We start from the raw sequence: 24,391 nt of genomic DNA on the forward strand, positions 1-24,391 counted from the left end.
TAATTTTTATGAAAAAGTTTTTAGTTTTTCTCATTGCTTCTTTGATGGTTTTTGTTGTTGCAGCTTGCGGCTCGAACGGAGCAACTAGCGGCGAAGGTGAAAAAAATGACACGAAACAGGAGTCAGAAGAACTGACGATTAAGCATCAGCTTGGCGAAACAAAAGTGAAGAAAAATCCAGAAAAAGTCGTCGTTTTTGATTTTGGTGCTCTTGACACATTGGATAAGCTTGGCGTTGAAGTGGCAGGTGTACCGAAGGATAACCTTCCATCCTATTTAAAAGACAAATACAGTGACGATAAATATGAAAATGTCGGCGGTTTAAAAGAACCGGACTTTGAAAAAATCAGTTCGATTGAGCCTGATTTGATCATTATTTCCGGAAGACAATCAGAGGTTTATGAAGAGTTTGAGAAAATTGCACCAACCATCTTTATGGGTGTTGATACAACGAAATATTTAGAGTCATTCCATGAAAATGTGAATACACTTGGAAAAATTTTCGGTAAAGAAGAGGAAGCTGAAAAAGAACTGGCAGCAATCGATGAATCGATTAAAAAGCTAAAAGAAAAAGCAGAAGCGTCTGGAAAAAATGCATTAGTTATTTTAGCCAATGAAGGGAAAGTCAGCGCATATGGACCGAAATCTAGATTTGGGCTCATCCATGATGAATTTGGAATTAAAGCTGTAGATGAAAACATTGAAGTTTCTACACACGGACAAAGCATTTCATTTGAATATATCGTTGAAAAAAATCCTGATTACTTATTTGTGGTAGACCGCGGTGCTGCAGTAGGCGGCCAATCATCTGCAAAACAAACAGTAGAAAATGAATTAGTGAAAAAGACAAATGCCTACAAAAACGGCAATATTGTGTACTTAGATCCTAACTACTGGTATTTATCCGGCGGCGGATTGATTTCGGTTGCTGAAATGGTGAAAGAAGTGGATAATGTGATCCAATAATTTTTCAAAAGGGAGCTGAAAACAGCTCTCTTTTTTCATATGCGCCCGGGCATGGGTGTAATCTCTAGGGTGAAAGTCCCGAGCTGTAAAGACAAAAGTAGCAGTTAGCTTAACGCAAGGGTGTCCGTGGTGATGTGGAATCTGAAGGAAGCGGGCAGCAAACTTAGGGTGTCTCTCGAAACACGAACTTCATATGAGGCTAGTTGCCATTGGATGAAACAAAGTCCTTTCTGTCGAAGATGGTACAGAGTAAATGAAGCAGACAGGTGGAAGGAAAGACTGCACCCTTACCCAGGGAGGTATGACCGACATGTCGAATTGATTAGTATGTGCTTGAACGTCTCAACCTTTTCCATAAAAGAAACAGACGCAAGAAACACATACATATGCTGAAAGTCATAGACGAGGTCAACATTTGATTATGAAACTCGCAAGTTAGACACCGTAAGAAGGCATTACAAAAAGCCAATACCTTGCTACCATAGTATTGGCTTTTAATCATTGATGAAAAATGAAGTGAATAGACTCTCATCTCCTTCTAACTTAAATTCTTTTTCTTTTTTGAAGTTATCAAGATTATAAATTTGTATCTTTGTGCCGTCTGATGTAATAAATTGATCTTCATGAATATATGATACATAGTTTTCAATTTCTGTAGTAAATACATCAATTTTAGAAGAATTTAAATGAAGTTTCGCAATTTTCTTTTCCGTGGGTTCTAGAAACGAATTTCCTTGTGTGATAAACATATGATCTTTGTGTACATGCATATCACTCAAGGATTTGAACGGAAGGGTAATCTTTTCAATTTTCTTGTTCATCAAGTTTATTTTTATTAATTCATTTGACTGATTGTCTTTTCCATCTGATGTTTTTACTAGGAAAAGATCGTTGTCAACGAGCTCCATATCTGATGAATACATCATATCGTCTATTTTTATTGTTTCAATTAAAGATAAATCTTTTTTATTGATTACATTGATAATACCGTAAATATCATCTGGATTGGAGTGTATAAAGGTTAATACATATAATTTGTCTGAATGTTCAATCATATAGTTCGCCTCCCCCTTGAGCTTAGTGGATGCGACCTGTTTTCCTGTTGCTATATTTGTTTTGGCAAGCTTAGAGGAAGTAAGATCTCCTTCAGACATATAAGCAAACTCCTTATCAACAGTCCAAACTGTGGGAGCAATTTTTTCTTCGTTAGGAATTTCTTTAATCTGCAAATTACTTTTATTTAACTCTAATATAAATTCATTGGTGTTGTGTTTAGATTGTGGATTAGCGTAATATACTTTATTATTCATATGAATAGGTCTTTCCATAAAAGCTCCAAGAGGCATTCCTCTGTATTTCGTTTTATGTTTTGAAAGAAACTTTCCTTTTTCATTGTACAGGTGTATAACTGCTTTCTCAAACATATTTGTATAAATCACTGCATATTTGTAATCTTCGATGTTTTTTGTTTCCGTTGAGAAGCATCCTTGTAAAAAGATCATGGAGGATAACAAACAGATAAAGATCATTTTGTATCTGTTTGTTATCGTTTTAAAAAGGTTCATTTGTTAAACTCCTTTAGTATAAATGATATACGTGTGAGAAGAGTTAACTAAATCAATTGGAAATACGATTCTTCCGCTATGATTTAAGTTTAAACCTGTAGTATACTTATATGCTTCATATACTAATTGCGAACAATAAAATTTTTTTGTAGTGTTGATATTCGTAAATTCCCAATTATAAGGTTTTCCTTTGTGTGAATACGCTCTGTCTGCAGCTTTTGCATCTTGAGCGACAGTTGTTCCCTTTGTCGTTACCGCATAAACAGTTTTATATTTTGTATTCCAATCATTATCGTATGTTTTTACTCCTTTTTCTGGGAAAGATTCAACTGTTTTTGTTTCTGAGTATATGATTCCTGCATGACCTACTAGAGAACCAAATTTTCCATCTTTAGTTACTAATATAACTCCTTTTCTTTTTGGATATGATGGTGCTGCTAACGCTTGAAAATTATTAGCTTTAAAATTATAAGATGATGAATTTTTATCAGGTTGAACTAGTTCTGGGTCAGATTCGATCTCTTTCTCCACTCTTTCAAAAGTTTCTAACTGTTGTTGGACTATGTCCTCAGAAGAAGTAGAATTTGCATGAGATACAGCTGGCAAAATTACCGATAACATGCATAAGGACAAGACTGTACTCAATACTTTTCTAATTTTCCCTTTATTAAGAATTCTCCTCCTCTGTTAATAAAGTATTAGGAAAAAATTCCTTTTCATTTTCATTATATATTAAACTTAACTTTTTTCAACTTAAATTTGGTAAATTAGTAAAATATTTCTGGTAAATAGAATAATAGATGAACATAGAAAATGGTGATCCTTTTTGCAGATAAAGTTAGCCAAAAACAACATCGGTACTTATTAAGACAGAAAGCCAGGTGTGCTTTTCCTATAATCCCGTCTACCGCTAACATACAAAAGCATTGAAATTCCATAACGGCTCTAACGCTACTTCCATAAAAAAGTTGCCCACAAATACTTGACTCAAACTTTTTCATTTGAAAATAAGGGATGAACGGAGTATTTATAGTATGATAGAGAAAAAGGGGGAAGAAAGGCATGGGAAATTTACATGGGAAGCGGATCGCCATCACAGGCTCTCGAAAGAGCGAGGAAATTTCCACGTTAATTCGTAAAAAAGGAGGGGAGCCTGTTATTCGAGCCATTCAAGAAACAATAAAATGCTCTCCTTCGGAATTGGAGGCTGATCTTCGAAGCATTGTTGAAAAAGGGACTGACTGGGCTGTGTTTACGACAGGAATAGGGACGAATGCTCTGTTGGAAGCGGCAGAAAAGATCGGCATTTTGGATTCATTTATAAACGTTTTAAAAGAAGCAAAAATAGCTGCCCGCGGCTATAAAACGAAAGCGGCTCTTAAACAAATCGGCATTCAGCCGGATGCTGCCGATGATGACGGAACGAATGGCGGGCTGCTTCGGGCTATTGAAGGATTTTCTTTTAAAGACAAGCATGTTTTTTTACAATTGCATGGAGAACCGGTGCCAAAGCTTTCAGAATGGTTTGAAAAGCACGGAGCGATTTTGCATGAAATTTTGCCATACCGCTCCATTGTACCTAATCCTGAGACCGTCGAGCAGCTGCTGGATGAAATAATCGAGAATAAGCTGAATGCTGTTGCGTTTACAGCTGCCCCGCAAGTAAGAGTGCTTTTTAAATTGGCTGAAAAAAAAGGAGCAACATCCGACCTTATAGAGGCATTTCAACAAAATGTTTTGGCAGCAGCCGTCGGCAAAGTAACTGCTGGAGAATTGAAGGAATATGGGGTGCAGCGCATCGTGGCTCCAGAACTGGAGCGGATGGGGGCGATGATTGTCGCTTTGGATGAGTATTTTCAATGATGTTGTTGTCAAAAAATTTAATGGCTGATTGTGTGTATAAAAAACAGGTGGAGCGTGACAGCTTTGAGGATGAATCACGTCCACCTGGGTTTGAACTTTTTACCTAAAAATCAGTATGTATGAAAGCATCGATTTATTTCATGAAAAACAAATACTGTAAATTTTGTGCAATATAATTCGGGTAAATTTTGTTTTTTTCAATATCTTCTTTTCTAGAGGCTCCTGTTAATACAAGGCATGTGCGGCAATTATTTGTTTTTCCAAGCAAAATATCGGTTTCTAAGCGATCGCCAATGATTAAGCACCTGTTGCTGTTTATGTTTAATTTTTCAAGAATTTTTTTGCCGTAAAAAGAGGAAGGCTTCCCGATCACCTGATCGATCGGCCGTCCTGATGCAGCTTCTATTGCTTTCGCTATTGCCAGTGTATCTGAAATATACCCTTCAGGAACTGGACAAAGCGAATCCGGATTGGCTGCAATTAATTTGGCTCCATTACGAACCGAGTTCATTGCCAAATTGAGTTTTTCGTAAGTGAAGCAGCGATCAAGCCCGACAAGTACGTGGGTCGCGTCCATAGGATTGTCGGTCATTTTTAGGGAAAATTTGTGGAATTCTTCCGAAATCGCTTTTTCACCTACAATATAGACTAAAGAGTCCGGAGATTTCTCTAAAAAATATACAGCTGACAAATAAGAAGCTGTCATGATTTCGTCCAGTTTCGCTTGAATTCCTAAATGATGAAGCCGCTCTCTGCATTCTTCTCTTGTTTGTGTCGATGTATTTGTGATAAAAAGAATTTTTTTGTTATGGCGCCTTAATCGGTCGATCGTTTCTTTTACACCGGGCAAAAGTTTATTGCCAATATATATAGTTCCATCTAAATCAAAACAATATGCATCAAAATCGTCAATGTGTAACAATACAATACTCCACCTTTATTCTGTTGAAAGTTCTTTTAGAAGAATTTCTTTGCCTTCGCGTAACTTTTCTAACGGTGTTCCGGGGGCATATTCTAGGATGAGCTGACAATCGATTGATTGTTCATGAATCGTTTTAAAGATTTCTTGCCATGGGACGGTTCCTTCACCGATTGGCAAGTGATCGTCTCCTGTTCCGTTATTATCATGAACATGGAGGGCAATCAGTCGATCCTTTGTCTGTTTCATTATTTGCGGAATATCCCAACCGTTTAAATTTGCGTGGCCAATATCAAGTAAATATCCTGCCGTGTCATGAATATTTTCTAAAAAGCTTATAAACTCATCTTGCGTAAAAATCGAACTGCCGTTGTATCCGACGTTTTCGATTGCCAGCTTGACGTTCAAAGGTTTAGCAAATTCACATAATTGATGGATATAATCTTCAGCTCGCTGCTTTGCTAAACGTTTGTCAAAAACCGGAGAAAAACAGAACCCAGGATGGATCACAACATGCGAAGCCTGAATCATGCCGGCAAACTCAATCGCTTTTTTGTATTCAAAAAATGAAGCTTCCCGAATCGCTTTATTTTCACTTGTTAAGTTAATATCCCATGCTGGCGGATGAATGGTGTAGCCGATGGGCAATTCTTTTAGTTTGGAAGACAATTTTTTGAATGATTTTTCCATGTCATCCCATTTTTCGCCATCCATTAATAGTTCAACTTTATCAGCTCCATATTCAATTAAGTCATGGACATTTTTTAAAGGATCTTTTGATACAAGCGGCAAATCAGAATAACAGATTTTTCTTTTCATAAACAACCACCTCATGAAAGATATGTTTCCACATTGATTTTGTGATTCATCGGACTGCTTTCATTCAGATCCAGCTCTTGCGGATAGCCTATTGATTGTGTGGATTCTTGATCAAAAATATGAATACGATCCATTTTTGGTTTTAAATAGACCATTTCCCCCGGATGCCAATTCTTTTTTTCACTCATCGCAATCACTTCATGACCTTCTAAATTTATATAAATACTGTAGCTGCTTCCTTGGTTTTCCACGTATTTCACTGTGCCTTTTAATGTGTTTTCTTGGGGAGTTTTATAAATTTCTAGATGTTCAGGACGAATTCCAAAAACAAACGTTTTGGCATTGCATTCATTTATTTGTCGGATCCACATCGGATGCAATAAAAATGATTGTTTCCCGATCATAACCTTGCCATCATAATAATCCATATCGACAATATTCGTTGGAGGCGAGCCGATAAATTTTGCCGTAAAGATGTTTGCAGGGCGGTTATATACATTTTCCGGCGTATCTACCATTTGCAATTGCCCTTGATTCATTAACGCAATACGATCCCCTATAGTCATTGCTTCAATTTGATCATGTGTAACATAAACGATTGTTTGCTTATACATTTCATGGATTTTCACTAGTTCCTTGCGCGCAGATACTCTTAGCTGCGCATCTAAATTTGATAATGGTTCATCAAGCAGAAAGAAATCAGATTTTTTTACAACGGCTCTTGCTAAAGCGACACGCTGCCTTTGCCCGCCGGATAAATCTTTCGGCAATCTGTTTTCATATCCTTTCAACTGGAGCATTTCTAACACAGCATTTAATCTTTTTTGAATTTCGTCTTTATGAACCTTCTGAACTTTTAAACCGTACGTAATATTTTCAACGACATTCATATGAGGATATAATGCATAATTTTGAAATACCATCGCTACATTTCTTTTTCCGCTTGGAATGTCATTCGCCTTTACGCCATTCAAATATAAGTCGCCCGAAGTAATTTCTTCAAGGCCTGCAATCATGCGTAAAGTTGTCGATTTGCCGCATCCGGACGGACCTAGAAGAACTAAACGTTCTCCAGGATGAATGGTAAGATTGAGCCCTTTTACAACATGTGTTTTTCCATAGGATTTCCAAACGTTTTCAAATCTTATTTCCTTCATTGTGCCATCCTCCGTTATTTAATTCCAGAAGAAGTAAATGTTCCTATAATATACTTCTGGAAAATTAAATATAAAGTTAAAGGTATTATCATTGTGATGACTGATACGGCCATGGCGACAGTAAAATTCGTGCCGCCTTCTGAGCTGATGTACATCTGTAAAGCAAGAGGCAATGTATAATTTTCCTTGCTTTTTAAAATGAGCACCGGCCATACGTATTCGTTCCAGGTAGTAATGAAAAACCAGATACCTGTTGATGTGACAGCCGGCCTAACTAATGGGAGAACGATATCTTTCATAATCCGGGCGTGTCCAATATGATCTAATTTGGCTGCTTCAATTAACGAGATGGGGATTGTTTTCATCGACTGCCTCATTAAAAAGATACCAAGCGCATTGGCAAGCTGCGGCAAAATAACACCCCAAACGCTGTTGACTAAACCGATACCCGATATGATCAAATAGTTTGGAATCATTGTTACGGTAAAAGGGATAAAAATTGTACTAATTAACATAAAATATAAAATGTTTTTCCCTTTAAACTGCAAAAATACGAAAGCATACGCTGCTAAAAATGAAGTAATCAGTTTGAAAATTGTTGCAACAGAGGCAATAATGAACGTATTCATCGTAATTTTGAAAGCAGGTAAACTATTAAAGAATGTGATATAGTTTTCGAATGTCGGATTTAACGGAACTATGTTCAAAACATTGTTGTAGGCATCTTCCAACGTTTTAAACGATGAACCTAATGCAAAAACGATCGGATATAAAAGAATAATGATTGTAATGATAAAAATAATGTGCCAAGGTATCGCAACAGATCGTTTAATTTTCATAATAGATACCTCTTTCAACAAACTTAAATTCAAGAGCTAATAATATGAAAAAGATTAACATCGTCATAATTGATAAAGCTGCAGAATGTCCTGTTCTGTAAAGTACGAAGGCTTCGTGATAGGCGTGATAGATCGCATTGGAGCTGGCGTAATTTGGACCGCCTTGTGTTATCACTTTTATAGGCGTGAATACATACTGCAGTCCTTGGACGATTGTAATAATAAACACATAAATGCCAGTAGCGCTGCTCATAGGCAAGACAATATGAAAGAATATTTTCCATAAAGGAACATTATCCAAACGGGCTGCTTCTATTATTTCGCGTGAAATACCGTTGATAGAAGCATAAAGGACGATAAAGTTATAGCCAAATACTTTCCAGGATGTAATCAAACTTAAAACCAATATGACCCAGCCGTCTAATTTGCTCCAAATCGGCATTTCAATACCGAACCATCCTAAAATAATGGCAACAGGTCCGGAAACTGGATTTAAAATCCACGTAAACAATATCGAACCGACGACCAATGAGATGAATGCCGGCAGAAACAAGGCGCTTTTATAAAAACCATTAAATCGTTTTAAAATTAAATCTAAAACGAAAGCAAAAAGATACGGTATGATACAGTTTATAACTAATAAGAAAGCAATATATATAAATGTATTTCCCAATATTTTATATGTATTTCGATCTGATAAAACATCAATGTAGTTTTTCAATCCGACAAATTCTTTTGTCGGAGTAATCATGTTCCAGTCAAAAAAGCTTAAATAAATCGTGTATAAAAATGGCCAGAACATGAATATCGAAAATATAATTAACGTTGGAATCAATAAGCAATACGCTTTCCAACTCTCTTTATTTTTAAAAACCGTCCCATCACTCATATTTTTATTACCCTCCGCACTGATACCGAAAATAAAAGTTAAAAGGGTGACTAAAGGAAGTTTTTTTGAAAAATTGTTATAAATGTTAGTCACCCTTTGTAGACATTTCCTTTTACTTTAACAATTCGTTGATGGATTTTTCCGTTGATTTTAAACCTTCTTCTACTGACACTTTTCCTGTAAGAATTTCGTCGCGTACATCTATTAATAATTGCTCTGCTTGTAAACCGGCGTCTCCAGGGAATGATGCCCAAGGAACAATCTTGTCCATTTGTTCTATGGCAGGCTTCATCATTTCATTTTCTTCTAAAAATGATTTAAGTCCATTTTCTGCTTCTGCAACATCTTTACGTGGAGGCACATAACCTGTTCCTTCTGTCCATTTAGCCATTGATTCAACGCTATAAAGAAATTTCATGAATTCCCATGCTGCTTTTTGCTGATCTTCATCTTTTGCTGTAATAGCCAGCATTGCGCCACCTGCCGGCAGTCTTACTTCTTTTCCTTCCCATGCTGGCGATTTGATTGCCGCTACGTCAAATTTGGCATTCGCTTGGATATGCGAACGTTGGGCAATCGTTGTATAGACCATGGCGACATTGCCATCGATAAAGCTTTGTACACCTTGATCCCAAGGCAAATGCAAGGCTGTTTTATCTTTTAACACCATATCAGCCCATAGTTGATACGCTTCAATTCCTTCTTTTGAAGCAAATGTTGCTTTTCCGTCCGTAATCATTTTGGCTCCGTTGCTTTCTAATAAAGCTTGTGTAGCCCAGTTATCTGCCGGCTCCTGCAAATAAAACCCATATTTTCCTGTTTTCTCTTTTATTATTTTGGAAAATTCTCTTACCTCTTCCCACGTTTTTGGCCCATTTTCATCTAAACCAGCTTTTCGTAAAAGGTCTCGATTAATATAGAGGACTGGATTGCTTAACGAATATGGAATCCCGACTTGTTCACCATCCGAATTTTTCGCTAAATCCAAAACATTTTTTAAGAAATGATCTTTTAAAAATGTTTTATCTTCTGGAAAATATTTATCTATTATTTCTTGCGGCGGCACATAATGAAAATTATTTGAGAAGTAGTCTAAAAATGCCCATCCTACTTGTACAACTGCTGGTGAATTGCCCGCAGCTACTTCAGCCTGTAAATTTTGCATCAACCCTTTATACATGTCCGGGTTGTATTTGGCTACGACTTCTACAGTATCACTTTGTGCATTAAATTCCTTCACTAACTCTTCTACTGTTTTTCCGCCTTGAGTTTCAGCATTTACGTGCCAGTATTCGATAACAGTTTTTTTGTTGCCGTCCTCTGATTTAGAAGGAGAGTCATTGGCTGCCTGCTTGCTCGTGTTGTTACAAGCTGCTAACATAAATACTAATGTAAATGCGCAAATCAATTTTACAAATGATTTCATTATATTCCTCCTCACCAAATTGTTTGAGCGTAATTAATGAAAGGGATCTTCAAACTGTCGTGACATTTCGCCTATTTAGAAAATTCTTTACATGAATCAGTTAACAAATCGTGTTGCCTTTGACTGGCTATCACCGTCCGTGTTCGAGCAAGCGGCTTCTACAAGCTGTCTTCAATTACAGATAAAGCTATTTTTCATCGTTATGCCAATGACAGGTTGGCAGATCGTTTGCCATTAATATTTTGGTGTAAATGCTTTTCATCTCCCGACCTGACAAATCTATTAAATGATGTCGAATCACCTCCAATTGCTTGCATAACAAAAAAAGAGACTCCAAATATAATGTATATATCTATTTCATATACATTAAATTTGAGGTCTCTCTATTTGCACCAGTAATTATTCACTTGTTACTTTTAATATAGATGATAATTGTTAATCTAGTATAAATCATATGTAAATTCTCTTTTAAAATTTATTTATATCCATTTCCCACAATTTTGAGTTGGACGTCGTTACAGCGAGTGCGCCATTATTTATCGCTTCCTTCGCATGTTCAGGCAAAGTCAACAGCCCTCCTGTTATAACGGGAACTTGCGAAACCTTTGTGAATTTCTTTAAAAAATCCGGCGCACGGCACGGCATAATTTCTATTATATCTGAGCGGATTTGATCCGCATCCTTCACTAAATTATGATAAACTTCCGTGTCAATTAAAAAGATTCGCTGAATAACAAATAAACCGCTTGATTTTGCCTTTTTTATTATGCCGTTCCTCGTTGTAACGATCGCCGTTGGCTGGACATTCTTTTTTACAAAGTCAATTCCATCGCCATCCATTTCCAGACCGCCTATTTTTTCAACATGCAATATGACGGGGAGCCCTTCAGACTGGATGAAATCAACATATCTTTTTACCGTTAAAATGGTTCCTGTCATTAGTAAGACAGCACTTAAATGTTCTTTATTCTTGATCGCTTTCTCAATATATTTCGGTTCTTTAATAGCTGCTACCATTTTATGTTTTTTTAATCTTTCCAACAAAATTGTTCCTGCATTGCTTTTTGCCACAGCTAAATTTCCTTTCTTTTAAAATTCCGAATCTGCTCTCAAGATTTAACAAAGTATTTTGTTATAAAAGCAATTCGATTGGCAAACGTTTGTTATATTTTGGATTGCGCGAAACATCTTGTTGGGCAGAATATGCTTGCTCTTTGGATGGGGGCAGAGGATCAAAAGCTTTTAAAAGAAATATAAAAAACAAATATTAAGCAAATATTGTGCGAAAGCTAATTCATTGTAAATTTTGCTTTACAAAAGATTTACATCTAGCATGATTTTGCATGAAAGATTATTTTTAATAGCCGAATTATTTTTGCCGTTTTCTAAAGTCGCTGGAGAGACTGGTTCCAAATAAGAAAGATGTGTATAAAAAAGAGGATGTATGCTCTTATCATGAACATACTATCCTCTGAAAAATTAATATAGGCAACTAGATGATTAGTTGGAAAAGCACTTTCAACTTGTAGGGCTGAGATATCCCTTGAAACAGGAAAGTTTGCCGTGCACAGCGATTATGCTCTTCCCCAAATACGATTAATCCAGTTTTCAATAAGTCCGACCGCTTTATCGAGAAGCAGCCCGGATACGCCGATAAATAGTATAGCAGCCATGACTAAATCAAGCCTCATGGAATTTCTGGCGTCGACAACTAAATAACCAAGTCCTGACTGCGTTCCAACCATCTCTCCTGCTACAAGAAAAATCCAAGCTGTACCTACAGCTATATGAAGCCCGTTCGCAATATAAGGGAATGTGGCAGGAAAAATGATTTTGCGCAATAGCTCGAATTTTTTAATCTCGAAATTTTGCGCCACTTTCAAATAAGTTTTATCAACGTTCTTTACAGCAGATACTGTCGATAGCAAAACAGGAAAGAAGGCAGCAATAAAAATAATTACTATTGCCGGCATATTGCCAATCCCAAACCAAAGTACAATAAACGGCGACCATGCGATTGGCGAAACAGGCCGCAATACTTGGATAATTGGGTCAATCACTCCCCATAATAGTGGAATTCTGCCAAAAATAAGTCCTAAAATGATCGCTAATACAACGGCAGAAAGATATCCAGCCAAAAATCGCATGATACTCACTTGAAAATGTTCGAACAGTGTACCATCTTTAATAAGCGAAAGTATTCCATCCCATACTTGAATGGGTGAAGGGAAAAGTGCTGAATCATATTTTCCAATGAAAATAATTAACTGCCACAAGGTAATCAAGATAGCAAAACCAATGATGACATTTATGAAATTCTTATATTTAATCATCCTATCACTTCTCTTTTTTCTCAAATTAATTGGTGAATTTATGCATCATCAACCATGCGGAACTGTCATTCCAGTATCCTTCCATCATTAGGGCTTCTGTTGTTCAACATGCCTAGTACCTGCTTAACCATAAATTCGCGTCCATCTTTCGGTTTGCTCAAAATGAGTGAGAGGAATAGGAATCCCCCTTATGGAAGCTTTGCATTGTCTATTAGCGAATGATCTACAAATTCTTCATAAGATGGCGGATTTTTTTGTAAGCCCATCTCAATCAAGTTTTTCGTTAATTCTTTATAGTCTTTTTCATGAATGATTAAATCGTCATAAGCAATCCATTTAAAAGATAAATCCATTACTTCTTTGTCCGCTTTCATATATTTGGAGGACATTTCAATTGTTTGCTCATCCTTGTGCTCTGCTACCTCACCAGCTTTTAAGTAATAATTAACAAAATCCTGAGCAATCTCTTTTTCCTTTTCGATAAATTCACCGCGCAGTACTAGTGCACAGTCAATGGAATTTTGCCAAATTTCATTATCTTGAAATAGTACCTTGCCCTTTCCGATCGATACGGAAGCTGCACCAAAAGGTTCTGCAACGACGTATCCAGCAATTCTGCCCTCAGATAAAGCTGCCGGCATTTCTGCTGGAGGCATCTCGACAGCCTTTACATCATCGTACTTTAATCCGTTTTGTTTTAACATTTGATAAAGCAAAATATTGTGAGTGGAGAATTTGTGTGGAATAGCAAAATTTTTCCCCTTTAAGTCTTTAACACTATTAATATCATTTGCTACGACAAGTACGTTCCCATCTCGATGTCCTAATGCGACAGCTTTTAAATCAATGCCTTGCTCTTTTGCCTTCATAGCCAAAGTAACAAGCATGGAAGCTCCGTCAATATTGCCTGTGTTTAAGGCGTCTACAAGCTCAGGCCACGAACCAAATTTCACGAGTTCCAGATTGAATTTTTCATATTTTTCTAATTCCTTCTCGATAAACAGAGGTACTGCATGAGTAATCGGCAAATACCCGATCTTGATTGTTCTTTTTCCATCTTTGCCGCTTTCGGAAGTATTATCGCTTCCGTTTGCCCCACAAGCAGCCATTGTCAATAACAATACTGATATAACTAATAGAAACAGTCCAGATTGAATAATCCTTTTCATCTAATTTCCCCTTTTCCTATTTTTATTTTTTTATATACAATGTGAGCTTGCTTTGAAAAATTAGATATAATACTCCGTTGTTACATTAGGATGGTTAAAGTGGAATTCTTCAAAAATGATTTTTCGATAATACTGAAAATCAGAATGGCTTCGGTCTCGAGGCTTCGAGAGAGCGATCTTGATCTCCCTGTGAATATGACCGGGATTTGGATGCATAATGAGAATCCGGTCTGATAAATAGATTGCTTCATCAATATCGTGGGTAACTAAAATAATAGTTGTTTTTTCCTTTTGCTGGATGCGAAGCAGTTCATCCTGCAAATAATAACGATTAAACGTGTCCAATGCTGCAAACGGTTCATCCATTAAAATTAATTCTGGCTTCAGTGCAAGTGCTCTGGCAATTCCAGCTCTTTGCTGCATTCCTCCAGAAAGTTCATGAGGAAACAAATCTTCTTTTCCTTTTAGACCAACCAATGCCAAGTAATGTAACGCTCTTTCCTTTCGTTCTGCAGGATGAAGCTTGAGACCTTCCAGCCCCAATTCTACATTTTTAAGCACTGTTCGCCATGGGAGCAGTCCATAGTCTTGAAACAGCATTATGCATTTGCGATTCGGCTGATTCACCACATTCCCATCAAGCAAAACTTGACCGCTATCCGCCTTTTCAAAGCCGCCGATAATATTTAAAAAAGTGCTTTTCCCGCAGCCGCTTTCTCCTAATATGGAGATGATTTCACCTTGCTTTATTTCTAGTGAAATATTGTCTAGAACGTGTATTTTTTTATTTTTATTTGTGAAGCTCTTGCTCAAATTTTCAACTTTAATAATTGTAGACTGCTGAGAATCCATTCATTACACCGCCTCTTAGTCGTCGGATTTTCATTAATATTTGGTTAATTCATTAACAAAATAATTCTTATAAGAATAGTAAGTTTTAATATTTGTAGATCATTTTATTATACTTTGTTAGTTTTTTCAACTATATATAGAAAATATTTTTTGGTATCAATGATTTTAATTTTTGAGAATGAATCGTGTTATTTTGATTGTGAGCGGTTTGCACCGATGTATCTGGACGTTTTGTAGAAGAAGTGATGGGAGTTCAATGAGGATAAGCTTAGTCATTGCGTTTTTATAGATTTTTATTATGATGGACGTTTGCGGATGGCATTTTTGAAGCCGGAGGCAGGAAAACATTTAAAGCTGTAAGCGGGATTTTTAAAGTGATGCTTTAAGAATAGGTAGGTGATTCAAGCATACTGGATTTTACGGAAGGTGTTGAAAAAGGAGAACAACGGAATGATGATAACCTGGAATAGGGGATTTATAATATGGACTTCGTATTCGTTAGACAAAGGGAAATGAATTAATGTAAAAATTGGTATCTAAGAGGCTAGACGCGTGGAAAAACTCCTCCTGAAAGGCAATTGCCGGAGCTTCCAGCACGCCTATCCTTAAACTAGTCTTAGAGGACCTGACAGCATTTTTATTTAATATTTTGAAGCTCACTTTCAATAGAAATAACTTCAACATTTTGGACAAGTTCGCCTGTTTTTTTGGAATAATAGGCAATGTCCACCTCATCACCTGTAGCCGGGTCAATCAGTTTTTTATAACATTTTTTTAAATGTTTGCTTCCCCAAATAATAAGTGCATTGAAAACATGCTCTAAATCTTTTCCGCTTTGTGTTAATACATAGCGGTATCGAGGTGGATGCTGTGAATAAAGCTCTGATTGAACGAGGCCTTCTTCTTCTAAATATCTGAGACGTTCCGAAAGCAAATTAGAAGAAATTCCCGGTAAAGCTTTTTTAATTTCATTAAAAAGTGCATTTCCGTTTAAAATTTCATGAATAATTAACAGTGTCCAACGATCTCCAATGATATTAAGTGATTGCGCGATGTTGCAAGGGATATCATATCTTATTTTCATAAACTAATCTCCTCCATTTGTTACAATCCATTTTAACATAAAATAATTTAAAAGTGATTAAGTTGATTTTTTGAACTAAGTATATTAAAATGACTTTATGATAATAAAAAAGTGGGGGATAAAAATATGGCGCTATACTTAATTGAATCATCCTTAAATGGTATTGTATCAGCAAAAGAGGAATTAGATCAAAAAGTTTCAGAGCTTCAAGGAAAATTAAACGAAAATCAGGCATCATTAATTGAACTTCAAGTATCAAAGGATTTCTCACGCGCATTCTTTATTGTTGAAGCAGAAAATCAAAAAGCTGCCACTGAAACGTTAAAAGATATTCATATACCTATTCATCTAGTAAAACAAGTACGTCTTGTTGGAAAAGAACTCGAAGATGTAAAGAAAAATAATGAAGTTGTCAATTATTTGGTTGAATGGAATTTACCAGAAGATTTGACAATGGAACAATATTTGGAGAGAAAGAAGAAAAACTCTGTACATTATCAAGAAGTTCCTGAAGTAACATTTTCGAGAACTTATGTTTGTGAAGATATGACAAAATGCCTTTGCTTCTACGATGCACCAGATGAAGAGGCTGTTAAGCGTGCTCGCAACGCAGTAAAAACACCAATTGACTCCATTACGGAAATATTGGCAGATAAATAATAAATTTTAATAACCTTTTTTTAAGAGGCAGGGCTGTCCGATAAATCTCTAAAATGAAGCAAGTGGAGAAAAACAATGCGTTTCTCTCCACTTGCTTTTATATTTTTTCGATTTTTATCTGAAAGTAGCTGGCGGATGCCGGCTACTTTCAGGAAGTTGTAATAAACCAAGCATTGGTTTATTGTCTTTTTTTTGCAAAGCTCTTTTGAAATACATATACAGGTTCATCTTTATCAAAAAAATAGAAGGGGCGGCAAAATAAAGATTGATTTTTTGAACCTAATATAATAAAATGACTTTAAACCAACTAAACACGTAGGAATTATTTATTTAATAATAATTGGAATGCCTGATTTCGGACATTATGAACGCGGGTGATGAATGAAATGAATAGTTTGGACGAAAAAGTTGAAACGTTGGAGCAGTTAATTGAAAAAGAATTGAAACCATATGTGAAAAAAATTGATGCGGAAGGTTTTTACCAGGAGCAATATTTGCGGGAGCTAGGGAAAGCTGGATTTTTCTCTACGAATCATAAGTCGCAAAAGGAATATATTTTACAGGAAATGAAAGTGGTAGAAGAAACAGCAAAATGGTGTATGACGACTGCATTTTGTCTATGGTGCCATCTGGCTGCTTTAACTTATGTACGAAATTCCAACAATCTTTCATTAAAAAATAAATTGCTCCCTTTGCTGGAGAATGGAAAAATTTTAGGTGCAACAGGCTTATCGAATCCGATGAAATATTATGCAGGACTTGAAAAATTGCACTTAAAGGCAAAACCTAAAGAAGATGGTTATATACTTTCAGGTGTTTTACCGAATGTATCCAATCTAGGTGACAATCATTGGTTCGGTGTGATTGCTGAGGTGGATGAACACAAACGAATCATGTGCTTTATTCCGAGCAATGCGGAAGGATTAATATTAAAGGAAAAAAATGATTTTCTAGGTTTAAATGGAAGCGCAACATATTCTTGTACTTTTCAAGATGTTTTTGTCCCGAATGAGTGGGTTGTATCTGACGATGCGGATCTTTTTGTGGAGAAAATCCGCCCGGTTTTCATTTTATATCAAATACCTCTTGGTTTAGGTGTTATACGATCTTCCATCGCCTCCATTGAAAAGGTTATTAATAAACAAAATGGCTGCAACAGCTTTTTAAAAATACAGCCGGGTCAATTGAAAACACAAGAGCGCAAAATTCAAGATGACATTCATGCATTGTTCAGCGGTCAAAGACTCGACTGGAAAGAAATTGCAAGGATACGTTTGGAAGCTGCTTATTTAACACTTGAAGCTGTACAGGCAAACATGCTTCATCACGGAAGCGCCGGATATCTCATGCATAGTGCACCTTCCCGCAGACTCCGCGAAGCGTATTTCTTTGCTAATTTAACACCAACAGTGAAACATTTAGAAAAAGTTCTTCACTCATAAAAAATCCCTCATGGTTCTCCATAAGGGATTTTTTGTATGTGCTGGGCATCTGTACATTCGCCAAGCTTTAAAGCAGCAGTATTTTGTTTAAGACAAGGGTGTCTAGGGCGCCAAGATCTGAAGGAAGTCAGCAGCCAATTTTCGACTTGCGGAAAAGATGATCGATGTTTTATTCTTTCTCCTTTTTTTTCTTTAACCTTCCTTCGCGTCGAGCAGCGTCCCGCAATAAAAATTCAATATGGGAATTGACGCTGCGGAATTCCTCTTGCGCCCAACGTTCAATAACGGCATACAATTCAGGATCGATTCTTAAAGGGAAATTTTTCTTTTTTGCCATGGTGCGACACAACCATTAATATAGACTTCCGGTATTTATGACCGGCTGGGTGCCGCGATCGGAGATGATCGCAACCATTAAATTATTCACCATGTTAACCTTTCTTTCTTCATCAAGCTCAATCGTTCCGTCGCTAGCCAGCTGCTCGACAGCCATTTGGGCCATACTGACGGCTCCTTCGACAATCTTTTTTCTCGCAGATAAAACGGCGGCTGCCTGCTGGCGCTGAAGCATGGCGCTGGCAATTTCAGTCGAGTAAGCTAAATGAGTCAGTCTAGCTTCTATTACTTCAACTCCAGCGACGTTCAACCGTTCTTGCAATTCATCTGCCAGCTCTTTTGAAACAACATCGGCGTTGCCTCTTAATGTAATATTGTGGTCATCAAACGTATCGTAAGGATATTTCGTTGCTACATGACGAATGGCAGCCTCGCTTTGGATTTCCACGAATTCTTCATAATCATCCACATCAAAAGTTGCTTTTGCGGAATCGATTACTTTAAAGACGATGACCGAAGCAATTTCAATCGGATTCCCTTCCACATCGTTTACTTTTAGCTTTTTGCTGTTAAAATTTCGAACGCGAAGGGACACCTTTTGTCTAATAGTTAATGGAACCGTTAAGGCAAGGCCACTTTTCCGAATGCTTCCTAAATAACGTCCGAAGAAAATGACAACGTTTGCTTGATTCGGCTGTACAATGGTAAGACCGCTTCCAAGCAGTGCGGCAAGAACAACCAATACAATTGCAAGAACAATAAACTCCTGGATAAATGTAAAAGCTGCTCCGAGCAAAAGTGCAACGATTAGTACAATTCCAATAAACCCGTCAATAAACCATGCCTTTTTTTCTTTCAACTTTCATTGCCCCTCTCATATTATTTTTATATTAAAATGATATCACTTTTTGAAATAAATGTAAATGTATATTGTCAAAAAATTTTGGCGAAAAACGTTTTTGGAGCTATGAAAATTCAATGAAAACCAAAATAAAAAACCTCAACTAACAACCATGCTAAACGTCATTCGTTAGCAAGGGTTAGTCGAGGATTTAGGTTTAAATATATTTAGTTCATTATTGTTTGCATAGGTTCGTTTCTTTAGCATTAAAACAGAAAAATAAGACATACAATGAGGATGACAATAAACAATAAGGTATAAATCCATGTCAACGAGCGAACATTGCGAAAGGAGCTTGTTTCATATTCCCTTGACCTTGCAAGTTCATCATGGGGACTGTTCCCGATCGCTTTATATGTTTCTATTTTGTTTCCTACTTCTTTTCCGATAAACGCAGTTAAAATGAGTGCAAGTATACAAATAATAATGCCTACGGTCAATAACATACTATACATAAAACCATCTCCCTGTCTCTTTACATTGTGGTAGAGAATTGATTCGTTAATGTCCTTGCTTGATAATCACCTGAAAATAGAAATTTATTTATGCTGAATATTATAAAATGCATCAGCAAATCTTTTTATTCCTTCATTTATATTTTCTTCATTTTCTCTTGCGAAGGTAAAACGGACATATTTTGTACTTGATCCAAGCGTTGAGCCCGGAACATAAATAACCCCGCGCTTGATCGACTCTTCTAGCAGCTGGATCTCATTAAAGTCTTTCTTTATTTTGCACCATAAATGAATGCCTCCTTGTGGGATATAAAAATCAACATCGTCTTTTAAGTAGAATCGAAGGCTTTTGACAATTTGATCCCTTCTGTTTTCGAGCCGTTTGACTAAGCAGTTGATATGGGCATCGAAGTCGTCAGATTCCAGAAAATCATTGGCAATCCATTGAGTAAAGCTGGCATGACCGAAATCCACTTGCTGTTTGGCATCAGACAATCTTTCAATCACAGGCTTTGGTCCAATAACCCAACCAATTCGCAAACCAGAAGCAACAATTTTTGACAATGAGCTGATATATAAGACATTTCCATGCTCATCCATTGATTTTAGCGGGTAGGTCTCTCCCCCATTAAAGGACGTTAAACTGTAAGGATCGTCTTCAACAATCGGTATTCCATACTCAGACGATATTTCCAATATTTTTTCCCGCCGGTTTTTATGAAGGAAAGCGCCTGATGGATTTTGGAAAGCAGGATTTAAAAAGATCATCCTGATTCGATGTTTTTTATGCAATAGAAGCAAATCATCCGGGTTTATACCGTCTTTGTCAACTGGTAAATAGAAAGGTCTAATTCCGGTTGATTTAAAGACCGGGAGACTGTAATAATACGAAGGCTCTTCTAATGCTATCGCATCACCCGGCTTTAATAAGCATTGGACGATTAAATATAAAGCTTGCTGCGCTCCTGATGTGATGAGAATGGAAGACGGATTTGTCTCAATTCTCCGATATCGTTTCACATGCTTTGTGATAGTTTTTCTTAATATCTCATTCCCTTGAGGATGATCATATCCTAGGCTTCCGATAAATGACCTTGTCGAAATGATTTCTCGCAAGGAGTCGATTGGAAAAAGATCTTCCGACAATTCACCGCTAGCTAAATTGATTAGTTTATGCTCTTCCATCTCTTTGCGTATTCTCTGGGTCACAGGTAAATTCGGCAAGAACGATCCTGCCTCAATATACCGATTCCAGCTTGGTACACGCTTCTTTGTCATGCCCCATATATCTTTGCTGATTGTTGTTCCGCTTCCTCTCTTTCTCTCGATAAGTCCGTTTGATTCTAATTCGTCATATGCAGCCACAACTGTGCTTCTGTTTATTTGCAGCTTATTGGCCAAAAACCGTTCAGAAGGCAGCGGTTTATCAGGGGGAAATGTGCCATCCGCAATTCCGTTTTCAATATATTCGGCCAACTGTTTATATATAGGCTTTTTTGCATTTCGATCCGGTTTCCAGTCCATATGCTTCACCCTTTAGATTTGCTTGGCACTTCCTGCTATATGGCAAGTTAATCAGGTTCTTTGTTATTTATCTATAGAATGTTTCTATTGAACATAATCGAAAATGTTGTTATATCCATCAAAATTTGAACCTGTTCAAACATTAATTATAACGCTAGATGAAAGAATAATGCCCATCCAATTCAGTAACATTTTACCCATCCACTTTTATTTTAACTTGGAGTTTTTAGCACATGATTTGAACGCTGCTGAAAAATCATTATCTTTTGTAATATGGACGCAATGCTTAAAGCTGTCCTGCCCGATTTTTTCTTTACTTGAAGTTGAAAACCCTTAAAATAGATGTGCGATTTTCGGCAAATTTATTTCACTTTATGGTTCGTCTTGGATAAATGGCTGTTGCAGTATTGAAATTGGATGATTGACAAAGTCTTTGATTGGATGGTCCAAAAATTTTTGAACATTTTTATTATGAATAATATACTCCAATTCAAACCGTTTCTCATATTTTACGCTTAATGCTTCTATAGAATTAAGTGTTGATAGTTAGTTCGACACTCAGCCACAGCTGTATTGTACAAAGGAGCATGCTAAGAAATTATCATTAAATTACTTCAGATGAGATATCACATGAAAAGCTCTCATGGAAAAACATAATCCAATTATTTTGAACTCTAATACATGGGCCGGCCCTTCTATGCTTAAAAAGAGGATTATTCAAAGTGTTTTCCTTCCTGTGCAGATTTTTTTATGGAAGATGAATAGGGGGCAACTTCCGAAGGTTATTGACTTTGAAGGTTCATGAGCTTCGGCATTTAAGATGGCTTTAGATTTTTCAATTTGATGGAGGGGAAGAATATGTCGAACAGAGCACAAAAGGTTAAAGTTGCTGTTATACAAGCCTCATCTGTTATTATGGACCGGGACGCCACGACAAAAAAGGCGGTTAGCCTCATACATCAAGCTGCTGAAAAAGGAGCAAAGATTGTTGTATTTCCTGAAGCTTTTATTCCCGCTTATCCTAGAGGCTTATCTTTCGGTACAACGATTGGGAGCCGTTCGGCTGAAGGGAGGAAGGATTGGTATAGATACTGGAGCAATTCTGTAGCTGTTCCGGACGAAACGACGGAACAACTGGGCGAAGCGGCTCGAAAAGCAGGTGTCTACCTTGTGATAGGCGTTACAGAAAGGGATAATGAATTTAGCGGCGGGACTCTTTACTGTTCTGTTTTATTTTTCGATTCTGACGGACAGTTGTTAGGAAAACACCGCAAATTAAAACCGACTGCAGCAGAACGGATTGTTTGGGGGGAAGGGGATGGAAGCACATTACCAGTGTTTGACACCCCTTATGGAAGAATAGGGGCGCTAATCTGCTGGGAAAATTATATGCCGTTAGCAAGGGCTGCGATGTATGCACAAGGAATTCAAATTTATATTGCCCCAACGGCTGATGCAAGGGAAACTTGGCAGTCAACAATCCGCCACATTGCTTTGGAGGGGAGATGCTTTGTTTTGTCTGCCAATCAATATGTGACAAAAGATATGTATCCGAAAGATTTGGCTTGTTATGATGAACTTGCTTCTTCACCTGAAGTAATGAGCAGAGGTGGTAGCGCGATTGTTGGACCGTTGGGCGAATATGTGGCAGAGCCCGTATTTGGCAAGGAAGACATCATCATTGCAGAACTGGATATGAAACAAATCGCCTATAGCCAGTTTGATTTTGATCCTGTTGGGCATTATGCAAGACCTGATGTTTTTAAATTGCTAGTCAACAAAGAGAAGAAGACAACTATTGAGTGGAAAAATTAATCTCATGATGAGACTCGTTTCTACGATTATCTCATTATTTATTTGAGATTTTACAGTTCAATAAACAATAAGGGAAATAAAGAAATCCCTTGCTCCTTTACATTAAGAAAGCGTTTATTTTATAATTAGTGTAAAACAAACGTTCGAGTGGATTCGCTATTTTAAGAAATATTTTCCGGGAAATATCGAGCCCTCTGGCGAATGGGAATGATTTTGTCGAACTTAGCTGAGAGCTTGTTTAAAAAAGGAGATGCTCTTAATTGATAAAAATTAAGAAAATTGTTTTGCATATATTACAGATGCGTTTGAAAGCCCCATTTTCTACTAGCTATGGAGACATTCACGATCGCGAATTGTTGATCGTAGAAGTAAAGGATGATGATGGTGCAGCCGGTTTTGGAGAAGGGGTTGCTTTTTCCACTCCATGGTATACAGAAGAAACCGTGAAAACAACTGTGCACATGATCGAAGATTTCCTCATTCCGATTTTATCAAAGACGTCGTTTCATCATCCTCGTGAGTTGGCTGAATCGTTTCGTTTTATTCGCAGAAATTATATGGCAAAAGCGGCTTTGGAAGGTGCCGTGTGGGATCTATATGCAAAACAGCAAAATATACCTCTTTCACAAGCTCTCGGGGGAATGAAAAAAGAAGTTGAAGCTGGGGTGAGCATCGGTATTCAGCCGACAATAAAAGATTTAATCAGTCTTATTGAACAATATCAGGAGGAAGGATACAAGAGAGTAAAAATAAAGATTAAACCCGGTTGGGATATTGAAGTAGTTAAGGAAATACGGAAGCATTTTCCGAACTTGGATTTAATGGCTGATGCGAACAGTGCCTATACATTAAAAGATATAAATCATCTAAAACAATTGGATGAGTTTCAATTAATGATGATTGAGCAGCCTCTTGCGCACGATGATATTGTGGATCATAGCAAACTTCAAAAAGAATTGGACACACCGATCTGTTTAGATGAAAGTATTTGTTCCTTCGAAGATGCTCGAAAGGCTGTTGAACTTCGAAGCTGCAAAATTATGAATATAAAAATCGGCCGTGTTGGCGGTTTGACAGAAGCAAAAAAAATCCATGATTTTTGCAAAGAGCAAAATGTTCCAGTTTGGTGCGGAGGGATGCTTGAATCAGGGATTGGACGGGCCCATAATATAGCCTTAGCGACACTTGAACAATTCACACTGCCAGGAGATATATCCAGTTCATCTAAGTATTGGGAAGAAGATATTATTGAACCGGAAATATCGGTTTATAATGGAAAAATTGCCTTGCCTGATAACCCGGGGATCGGTTTTCATGTAAGCCGTGAAAAATTAAAAAAATACACTGTTGAAACGAAAGTATTTACCCTATAAACAAA

Annotated in this window: 23 protein-coding genes; 6 read left to right on the forward strand and 17 right to left on the reverse strand. The window is 37.0% G+C overall.

The annotated features are described in order from the left end of the window. Positions 1–8: 8 nt before the first annotated feature. Entirely contained in the window at positions 9–965 is a 957-nt protein-coding gene (locus FB379_RS15895) for a siderophore ABC transporter substrate-binding protein (protein ID WP_144598388.1), read from the forward strand. Positions 966–1,459: 494 nt separating this feature from the next. Here FB379_RS15895 and FB379_RS15900 read toward each other — a convergent pair whose 3' ends face one another. Together FB379_RS15900 and FB379_RS15905 are read right to left on the reverse strand one after the other, a co-directional pair. Then, positions 1,460–2,389: a hypothetical protein gene (locus tag FB379_RS15900; RefSeq protein WP_144598389.1), complete on the reverse strand. Its 930-nt coding sequence runs from the start codon at positions 2,387–2,389 to the stop codon at positions 1,460–1,462. Positions 2,390–2,533: 144 nt separating this feature from the next. After that, the gene (locus FB379_RS15905) at positions 2,534–3,151 is read right to left on the reverse strand and encodes a YiiX/YebB-like N1pC/P60 family cysteine hydrolase (protein ID WP_144598390.1); all 618 of its coding nucleotides are present in this window, start codon (positions 3,149–3,151) and stop codon (positions 2,534–2,536) included. A 441-nt stretch (positions 3,152–3,592) separates the two neighbouring features. On the opposite strand from FB379_RS15905, the gene FB379_RS15910 reads away from it, so the two are divergent. Then, entirely contained in the window at positions 3,593–4,393 is an 801-nt protein-coding gene (locus tag FB379_RS15910; protein WP_144598391.1) for a uroporphyrinogen-III synthase, read from the forward strand. Between the two features lie 133 nt (positions 4,394–4,526). On the opposite strand, the gene FB379_RS15915 is transcribed toward FB379_RS15910, so the two are convergent. The 11 genes from FB379_RS15915 to FB379_RS15965 form a co-directional block, all read right to left on the reverse strand. Continuing rightward, positions 4,527–5,315 carry an HAD-IIA family hydrolase gene (locus FB379_RS15915; RefSeq protein ID WP_144598392.1) on the reverse strand — a complete coding sequence of 263 codons (789 nt, stop codon included), beginning with the start codon at positions 5,313–5,315 and terminating at the stop codon, positions 4,527–4,529. Positions 5,316–5,330: 15 nt separating this feature from the next. Continuing rightward, on the reverse strand, positions 5,331–6,131 hold the full coding sequence (locus FB379_RS15920; protein WP_063386793.1) for a sugar phosphate isomerase/epimerase family protein: 801 nt from the start codon (positions 6,129–6,131) through the stop codon (positions 5,331–5,333). 11 nt (positions 6,132–6,142) lie between these two features. Then, on the reverse strand, positions 6,143–7,288 hold the full coding sequence (locus FB379_RS15925; protein WP_063386792.1) for an ABC transporter ATP-binding protein: 1,146 nt from the start codon (positions 7,286–7,288) through the stop codon (positions 6,143–6,145). A gap of 14 nt (positions 7,289–7,302) precedes the next feature. Next, positions 7,303–8,127 carry a carbohydrate ABC transporter permease gene (locus FB379_RS15930; RefSeq protein ID WP_003252244.1) on the reverse strand — a complete coding sequence of 275 codons (825 nt, stop codon included), beginning with the start codon at positions 8,125–8,127 and terminating at the stop codon, positions 7,303–7,305. Next, positions 8,117–9,016, reverse strand: a complete 900-nt coding sequence (locus tag FB379_RS15935; RefSeq protein WP_144598393.1) for a carbohydrate ABC transporter permease — start codon at positions 9,014–9,016, stop codon at positions 8,117–8,119. The genes FB379_RS15930 and FB379_RS15935 overlap by 11 nt, the downstream gene beginning before the upstream one ends. 112 nt (positions 9,017–9,128) lie before the next feature. Beyond that, the gene (locus FB379_RS15940; RefSeq protein WP_066247712.1) at positions 9,129–10,442 is read right to left on the reverse strand and encodes an ABC transporter substrate-binding protein; all 1,314 of its coding nucleotides are present in this window, start codon (positions 10,440–10,442) and stop codon (positions 9,129–9,131) included. Positions 10,443–10,910: 468 nt separating this feature from the next. After that, positions 10,911–11,513 carry a glycerol-3-phosphate responsive antiterminator gene (locus tag FB379_RS15945; protein ID WP_242009352.1) on the reverse strand — a complete coding sequence of 201 codons (603 nt, stop codon included), beginning with the start codon at positions 11,511–11,513 and terminating at the stop codon, positions 10,911–10,913. A 503-nt stretch (positions 11,514–12,016) separates the two neighbouring features. Continuing rightward, entirely contained in the window at positions 12,017–12,775 is a 759-nt protein-coding gene (locus FB379_RS15950; protein ID WP_063386789.1) for an ABC transporter permease, read from the reverse strand. A gap of 188 nt (positions 12,776–12,963) precedes the next feature. Further along, positions 12,964–13,944, reverse strand: a complete 981-nt coding sequence (locus FB379_RS15955; RefSeq protein WP_066247714.1) for an ABC transporter substrate-binding protein — start codon at positions 13,942–13,944, stop codon at positions 12,964–12,966. Between the two features lie 60 nt (positions 13,945–14,004). Next, positions 14,005–14,796, reverse strand: coding sequence for an ABC transporter ATP-binding protein (locus tag FB379_RS15960; RefSeq protein WP_066247716.1), 792 nt, complete (start codon positions 14,794–14,796; stop codon positions 14,005–14,007). 637 nt (positions 14,797–15,433) lie between these two features. Continuing rightward, a complete protein-coding gene (locus tag FB379_RS15965) occupies positions 15,434–15,880 on the reverse strand; it encodes a winged helix-turn-helix transcriptional regulator (protein ID WP_066247718.1) in 447 nt (148 codons plus the stop codon). 126 nt (positions 15,881–16,006) lie between these two features. Here FB379_RS15965 and FB379_RS15970 point away from each other — a divergent pair, with 126 nt between their 5' ends. Together FB379_RS15970 and FB379_RS15975 are read left to right on the forward strand one after the other, a co-directional pair. Beyond that, positions 16,007–16,540, forward strand: coding sequence for a DUF4242 domain-containing protein (locus FB379_RS15970; RefSeq protein WP_066247720.1), 534 nt, complete (start codon positions 16,007–16,009; stop codon positions 16,538–16,540). A 386-nt stretch (positions 16,541–16,926) separates the two neighbouring features. Further along, positions 16,927–17,982 carry an acyl-CoA dehydrogenase family protein gene (locus tag FB379_RS15975; RefSeq protein ID WP_144598394.1) on the forward strand — a complete coding sequence of 352 codons (1,056 nt, stop codon included), beginning with the start codon at positions 16,927–16,929 and terminating at the stop codon, positions 17,980–17,982. Positions 17,983–18,151: 169 nt separating this feature from the next. Here FB379_RS15975 and FB379_RS15980 read toward each other — a convergent pair whose 3' ends face one another. From FB379_RS15980 to pdxR, 4 genes are all read right to left on the reverse strand, one after another. Beyond that, the gene (locus FB379_RS15980; RefSeq protein ID WP_065095528.1) at positions 18,152–18,319 is read right to left on the reverse strand and encodes a type II toxin-antitoxin system antitoxin; all 168 of its coding nucleotides are present in this window, start codon (positions 18,317–18,319) and stop codon (positions 18,152–18,154) included. A 15-nt stretch (positions 18,320–18,334) separates the two neighbouring features. Beyond that, the gene (locus FB379_RS15985) at positions 18,335–19,177 is read right to left on the reverse strand and encodes an SPFH domain-containing protein (RefSeq protein WP_144598395.1); all 843 of its coding nucleotides are present in this window, start codon (positions 19,175–19,177) and stop codon (positions 18,335–18,337) included. Positions 19,178–19,425: 248 nt separating this feature from the next. Further along, on the reverse strand, positions 19,426–19,674 hold the full coding sequence (locus FB379_RS15990; RefSeq protein WP_144598396.1) for a hypothetical protein: 249 nt from the start codon (positions 19,672–19,674) through the stop codon (positions 19,426–19,428). 84 nt (positions 19,675–19,758) lie between these two features. After that, the gene (gene pdxR / locus FB379_RS15995) at positions 19,759–21,198 is read right to left on the reverse strand and encodes a MocR-like pyridoxine biosynthesis transcription factor PdxR (RefSeq protein WP_144598397.1); all 1,440 of its coding nucleotides are present in this window, start codon (positions 21,196–21,198) and stop codon (positions 19,759–19,761) included. Positions 21,199–22,056: 858 nt separating this feature from the next. Here pdxR and FB379_RS16000 point away from each other — a divergent pair. Together FB379_RS16000 and menC are read left to right on the forward strand one after the other, a co-directional pair. Next, complete coding sequence (locus tag FB379_RS16000) at positions 22,057–23,013, forward strand: carbon-nitrogen hydrolase family protein (RefSeq protein ID WP_063386780.1); 957 nt, start codon at positions 22,057–22,059, stop codon at positions 23,011–23,013. A 263-nt stretch (positions 23,014–23,276) separates the two neighbouring features. Further along, positions 23,277–24,386: an o-succinylbenzoate synthase gene (gene menC / locus FB379_RS16005; RefSeq protein WP_066247766.1), complete on the forward strand. Its 1,110-nt coding sequence runs from the start codon at positions 23,277–23,279 to the stop codon at positions 24,384–24,386. Positions 24,387–24,391 lie beyond the last annotated feature (5 nt).

Origin of the sequence: Aeribacillus composti (genome assembly GCF_007827555.1) — a bacterium.
GTDB lineage: Bacteria > Bacillota > Bacilli > Bacillales > Aeribacillaceae > Aeribacillus > Aeribacillus composti.